Below are 5,447 nucleotides of genomic sequence, written 5' to 3'. Positions count from 1 at the left end.
GGATGTTCAAAAGTGACCCGCTGTAAGAGCGGAACCGATATAAATCATCACTCAAACAACGGATATGCATTCAAACCAAAAAGCCACAAACCTAAATGAATTTTAATAGCAAAAACAATAGGTTATTTGTAGTTTGATAGGAGCAAGCCCCATCACAAACGGCTACACCAGCACCTGCCGGGTGCTCGCCATGTACGCGTGGATCTGCTTTTCCACCCGCGGGTGAATCAGTTCCACCGGCCGCCGTTCATTCGGGCAAGGCAAGGTTTTGGTGGTGCCGAACAGCCGGCAGATCAGCGGGCGCTCGTCGTACACGGTGCAGCCTTCAGGGCCAAGGTGCACGCAGTTCAGTGCGTCCATCGCGGCTTCTTGCTCGGCGGCGGTCTTGCGTGGCAGGCGCGACATTTCTTCGGGCGAAGTGGTCACCGGCCCACAGCAGTCGTGGCAACCCGGAACACACTCGAACGAAGGAATCTGTCGGCGCAGCGCGCTGATTTTCTGACTGTTGCAACTCATCGAAACACGTACCGAACAACGAATAAGCGTGGATTCTGCCGCAAAAAGCCTGGATGAGACAGCTTCGCCCGACCGCTGTATCCTGCGTCAAATTTTCCAAACAGGGATGCTCCCTATGACCGCCAGCGCCCAACACACCGCTTCCTACTATGCCGCCAGCCGCGTTGCACACCCCGACCACCCGGCATTGAAGGGCGAGATAAGCGCCGATGTGTGCGTGATTGGCGGCGGTTATTCCGGGCTTAATACCGCGTTGGAACTCGCCGAGCGCGGCTTCAGCGTGGTGTTGCTGGAGGCGCGCAAGATCGGCTGGGGCGCCAGCGGCCGCAATGGCGGCCAGTTGATTCGCGGCGTCGGCCATGGCCTCGACCAGTTTGCCAAAGTTATCGGCACCGACGGCGTGCGCCAGATGAAGTTGATGGGCCTGGAAGCCGTAGAAATCGTGCGCGAGCGCGTCGAGCGCTATCAGATCCCTTGCGACCTGACGTGGGGCTATTGCGACCTGGCCAACAAACCCGGCGATATGGATGGCTTGGCCGAAGATGCCGAAGAACTCCGTAGCCTCGGCTATCGCCATCAAATACGCTTGCTGCAAGCCGACGAGATGAGCAGCGTGATCGGTTCCGAACGCTATGTGGGCGGCATGATCGACATGGGCTCCGGCCATTTGCACCCCTTGAACCTGGCACTCGGCGAAGCCGCCGCCGCCCTGCAATTAGGCGTGAAGCTGTTCGAGCAGTCCGAAGTCACGCGTATCGACTACGGCCCCGAGGTCAATGTGCACACCGCCTTTGGCAACGTGCGCGCCAAAACCCTGGTGCTGGCCTGCAACGCCTACCTGAATGACCTGAACCCGCAGTTGAGCGGCAAAGTGCTGCCCGCCGGCAGCTACATCATCGCCACCGAGCCGTTGAGCGAAGCCCAGGCCGCCAGCTTGTTGCCGCAGAACATGGCCGTGTGTGATCAGCGGGTCACCGTGGATTACTTCCGCTTGTCTGCCGACCGCCGCCTGTTGTTCGGCGGGGCCTGCCACTATTCCGGGCGTGATCCGCAGGATATTGGCGCCTACATGCGCCCGAAAATGCTCAAGGTGTTTCCACAACTGGCCGAGGTAAAGATCGACTACGAGTGGGGCGGCATGATTGGCATCGGCGCCAACCGTTTGCCGCAGATTGGCCGCCTGGCCGACCAGCCCAACGTGTATTACGCCCAGGCCTACGCCGGCCATGGCCTGAATGCCACACACTTGGCGGGCAAGCTGCTTGCCGAAGCCATCAGCGGCCAACAGCAAGGCCGCTTCGACGTGTTCGCCAAAGTGCCGCACCTCACCTTTCCCGGCGGCAAACATCTGCGCTCGCCGCTGCTGGCGCTGGGCATGCTCTGGCACCGACTCAAAGAATGGCGGTAATCAGCCGCGCCAGAAGGCTTTCAAGCCTTCCTGGCGCGCTTGTTCGGCGCTCAGCCCGACATCGCGCAATTGCTCCGCGGTCAAGCCCAGCAAGGCTTTGCGCGTATGGTGGCGCTGCCAGACCAGATTCCAGCGGCGGCTAAACAGCGCCGACATCGCCCGCACCTGCCCCGCTTCCAGTTCTTGACCGTGTAATGCCAACCGCACATCGCTGATGCCGTTCATTTTCGCCGCCCTTATTTGCGTGTTGCCATGAGTGACCAGAATGAGCGCGCGGGCAAAACCATTACAGACTCAACATAGCTATATTAAATCCATACAGACGCTGCCCATGGACGGCTGAATCGTGTATTTTCCGCCTATCTGTACTGGTTGTTCTTCAGGAGCTATCGCCATGACCCTCTACGTCAACCTCGCCGAATTGTTGGGCACTCGCATCGAACAGGGGTTTTATCGCCCCGGTGATCGCTTGCCCTCTGTGCGGGCGTTGAGTGTGGAACACGGGGTCAGCCTGAGCACCGTGCAACAGGCTTATCGGTTGCTGGAAGACAACGGATTGGCGACGCCCAAGCCCAAGTCCGGCTATTTCGTGCCGGTCGGCCGTGAGCTGCCGGCGCTACCGGAAGTCGGCCGCCCGGCGCAGCGCCCGGTGGAGATTTCGCAGTGGGACCTGGTGCTGGAACTGATTCGCGCGGTGCCGCGCAAAGACGTCATACAGTTGGGCCGAGGCATGCCGGATGTATTGTCGCCGACCCTGAAACCCCTGTTGCGCAGCCTGGCGCGTGTCAGCCGTCGCCAGGATCTGCCGGGGCTGTATTACGACAACATCCTCGGCTGTATGGAGTTGCGTGAGCAAATTGCGCGACTGTCACTCGATTCAGGGTGCCAACTGACAGCCGACGACATTGTCATCACCACCGGCTGCCACGAGGCGCTCTCCGCCAGCATCCACGCGATTTGCGAGCCGGGCGATATTGTTGCCGTCGACTCGCCGAGCTTCCACGGCGCCATGCAAACCCTCAAGGGCCTGGGCATGAAGGCCCTGGAAATCCCCACCGACCCACTCACCGGTATCAGCCTGGAAGCGCTGGAGCTGGCCCTGGAACAGTGGCCGATCAAGGTCATCCAACTGACGCCCAACTGCAACAACCCGCTGGGCTACATCATGCCGGAGGCGCGCAAGCGTGCGCTGCTGACCCTGGCTCAGCGCTTTGACGTGGCGATTATCGAAGACGATGTGTATGGCGAATTGGCCTACAGCTACCCACGCCCGCGCACGATCAAATCCTTCGACGAAGACGGTCGAGTGCTGCTGTGCAGCTCGTTCTCGAAAACCCTGGCGCCCGGGCTGCGTATTGGCTGGGTAGCGCCGGGGCGTTACCTTGAGCGGGTGCTGCACATGAAATACATCAGCACCGGCTCCACGGCGACACAGCCGCAGATCGCCATCGCCGAGTTTCTTAAAAACGGCCACTTCGAACCGCACTTGCGGCGCATGCGTACCCAGTACCAGCGCAACCGTGACCTGATACTCGACTGGGTCAGCCGCTACTTCCCGGCAGGCACGCGTGCCAGCCGACCGCAGGGCAGTTTTATGCTGTGGGTGGAGTTGCCGGAGGGCTTCGACACCCTCAAGCTCAACCGCGTGTTGGTGGAACAAGGCGTACAAGTGGCGGTGGGCAGTATCTTTTCCGCCTCGGGCAAGTACCGTAATTGCCTGCGCATGAACTACGCCGCCAAGCCCAGCGCACAGATCGAAGAGGCTGTGCGCAAGGTCGGCGCAGCGGCGATAAAGATGCTCGCCGAGGTTGCAGACTGACCTTTCCCCGGAATTCGCCGTCATATGCCGACAATCGCCCTGACCCGGAAGCAGCGCCCTTGATGATTCGACGGCTTTTACCGTTTTTCCTGTTGGCAGCACTGGCGCTGGGCGGCTGTGCGACGGTCGATGCACCGCGCATCCCCAGCGACGCGTTGCCCGCGTCGCACTCCTCGTTCGGCCGCTCGATTCAGGCGCAGGCGGCGCCGTATCAAGGGCGCTCGGGCTTTCGCTTGCTGCCCAACAGCAGCGAAGCGTTCATGGCCCGTGCCGAACTGATCCGCAACGCGCAAAGCAGCCTCGACTTGCAGTACTACATCGTCCACGACGGCATCAGCACGCGCATGCTCGTGGACGAACTGCTCAAGGCCGCTGACCGCGGCGTGCGTGTGCGCATCCTGCTGGACGACACCACCAGCGACGGCCTCGATCAGGTCATCGCCACCCTCGCCGCCCATCCCAACATCGAAATTCGCCTGTTCAACCCACTGCACTTGGGCCGCAGCACTGGCGCAACGCGGGCCATGGGCCGTTTGTTCAACCTGTCGCTGCAACACCGGCGCATGCACAACAAGCTGTGGTTGGCGGACAACAGCGTGGCCATTGTTGGCGGGCGCAACCTGGGCGACGAGTATTTCGACGCCGAGCCCAACCTGAACTTCACCGACATCGACATGCTCAGCGTAGGCCCGGTGGCCGAGCAGCTCGGGCACAGTTTTGATCAATACTGGAACAGTGCACTCAGCAAGCCTATCGACGACTTTGTCTCCAGCGCGCCATCCAGAGGCGACCTCGCCGCTGCACGCGTGCGCCTGCAAACCTCACTGGCGCAAGCACGCCAGCAAAACCACGCCCTGTATAACCGCTTGCGCACCTACCAGACCCAACCACGCATGGGCACCTGGCGCCGCGAGCTGATCTGGGCCTGGAATCAGGCGCTGTGGGATGCACCGAGCAAGGTACTGGCCACTGCAGAGCCGGACCCGCGCCTGCTGCTGACCACCCAACTGGCGCCAGAGCTTGCAGGCGTCAACCATGAGCTGATCATGATTTCGGCGTACTTCGTCCCCGGCCAGCCTGGGCTTGTGTACCTCACCGGGCGTGCCGATGCGGGCGTGTCGGTAAGCTTGCTGACCAACTCCCTGGAAGCCACCGATGTGCCGGCCGTGCACGGTGGTTATGCGCCGTACCGCAAGGCGCTGTTGGAGCACGGGGTGAAGCTTTATGAATTGCGCCGCCAACCCGGCGACCCGAGCGCAGGCAGCGGCCCGCACCTGTTTCGTCGCGGCGCGTTGCACGGCTCGGATTCCAGCCTGCACAGCAAGGCGATGATTTTTGATCGGACGAAGTCGTTTATCGGCTCGTTCAACTTCGACCCGCGCTCGGTGTTATGGAACACCGAGGTCGGTGTGTTGGTGGACAGCCCGGAGTTGGCGGAACACGTGCGCAACCTGGCGCTGCAAGGCATGGCACCAGCCTTGAGCTACCAAGCGAAATTGCAGGACGGCCACGTGGTGTGGGTCACCGAGGACAACGGCCAACTGCACACGCTGAGCCGCGAACCGGGCAACTGGTGGCGCCGGCTCAACGCCTGGTTCGCTACCAGCGTCGGCCTGGAGCGCATGCTCTAAGCCCGAATGCGATCAACTGTGGGAGCCGGGCTTGCTCGCGATGGCATCAACTCGGTGTACCTGATGGTCCGAG

Annotated in this window: 5 protein-coding genes; 3 read left to right on the top strand and 2 right to left on the bottom strand. The window is 61.4% G+C overall.

Annotated elements, in window-relative coordinates; translation table 11 throughout:
* Nucleotides 1-162: 162 nt before the first annotated feature.
* A complete protein-coding gene (locus F0169_RS23440) occupies nt 163-516 on the bottom strand; it encodes a YkgJ family cysteine cluster protein (protein ID WP_058415702.1) in 354 nt (117 codons plus the stop codon).
* A gap of 115 nt (nt 517-631) precedes the next feature.
* Here F0169_RS23440 and F0169_RS23435 point away from each other — a divergent pair, with 115 nt between their 5' ends.
* A complete protein-coding gene (locus F0169_RS23435; protein ID WP_152747751.1) occupies nt 632-1,924 on the top strand; it encodes an NAD(P)/FAD-dependent oxidoreductase in 1,293 nt (430 codons plus the stop codon).
* Here the strand turns inward: F0169_RS23435 and F0169_RS23430 are convergent, their stop codons facing one another.
* The gene (locus tag F0169_RS23430) at nt 1,925-2,149 is read right to left on the bottom strand and encodes a DUF1127 domain-containing protein (protein WP_152747750.1); all 225 of its coding nucleotides are present in this window, start codon (nt 2,147-2,149) and stop codon (nt 1,925-1,927) included.
* Nucleotides 2,150-2,318: 169 nt separating this feature from the next.
* On the opposite strand from F0169_RS23430, the gene F0169_RS23425 reads away from it, so the two are divergent.
* Nucleotides 2,319-3,743, top strand: a complete 1,425-nt coding sequence (locus F0169_RS23425; RefSeq protein ID WP_152747749.1) for an aminotransferase-like domain-containing protein — start codon at nt 2,319-2,321, stop codon at nt 3,741-3,743.
* A gap of 62 nt (nt 3,744-3,805) precedes the next feature.
* Complete coding sequence (locus F0169_RS23420) at nt 3,806-5,374, top strand: phospholipase D family protein (RefSeq protein ID WP_152747748.1); 1,569 nt, start codon at nt 3,806-3,808, stop codon at nt 5,372-5,374.
* Nucleotides 5,375-5,447: the final 73 nt, after the last annotated feature.

The sequence above is a fragment of the Pseudomonas kitaguniensis genome, assembly GCF_009296165.1.
Classification (GTDB): Bacteria; Pseudomonadota; Gammaproteobacteria; order Pseudomonadales; family Pseudomonadaceae; genus Aquipseudomonas; species Aquipseudomonas kitaguniensis.
Note: the sequence above shows the minus strand (reverse complement) of the source record. Positions and strands in the feature narration are given on the sequence as shown.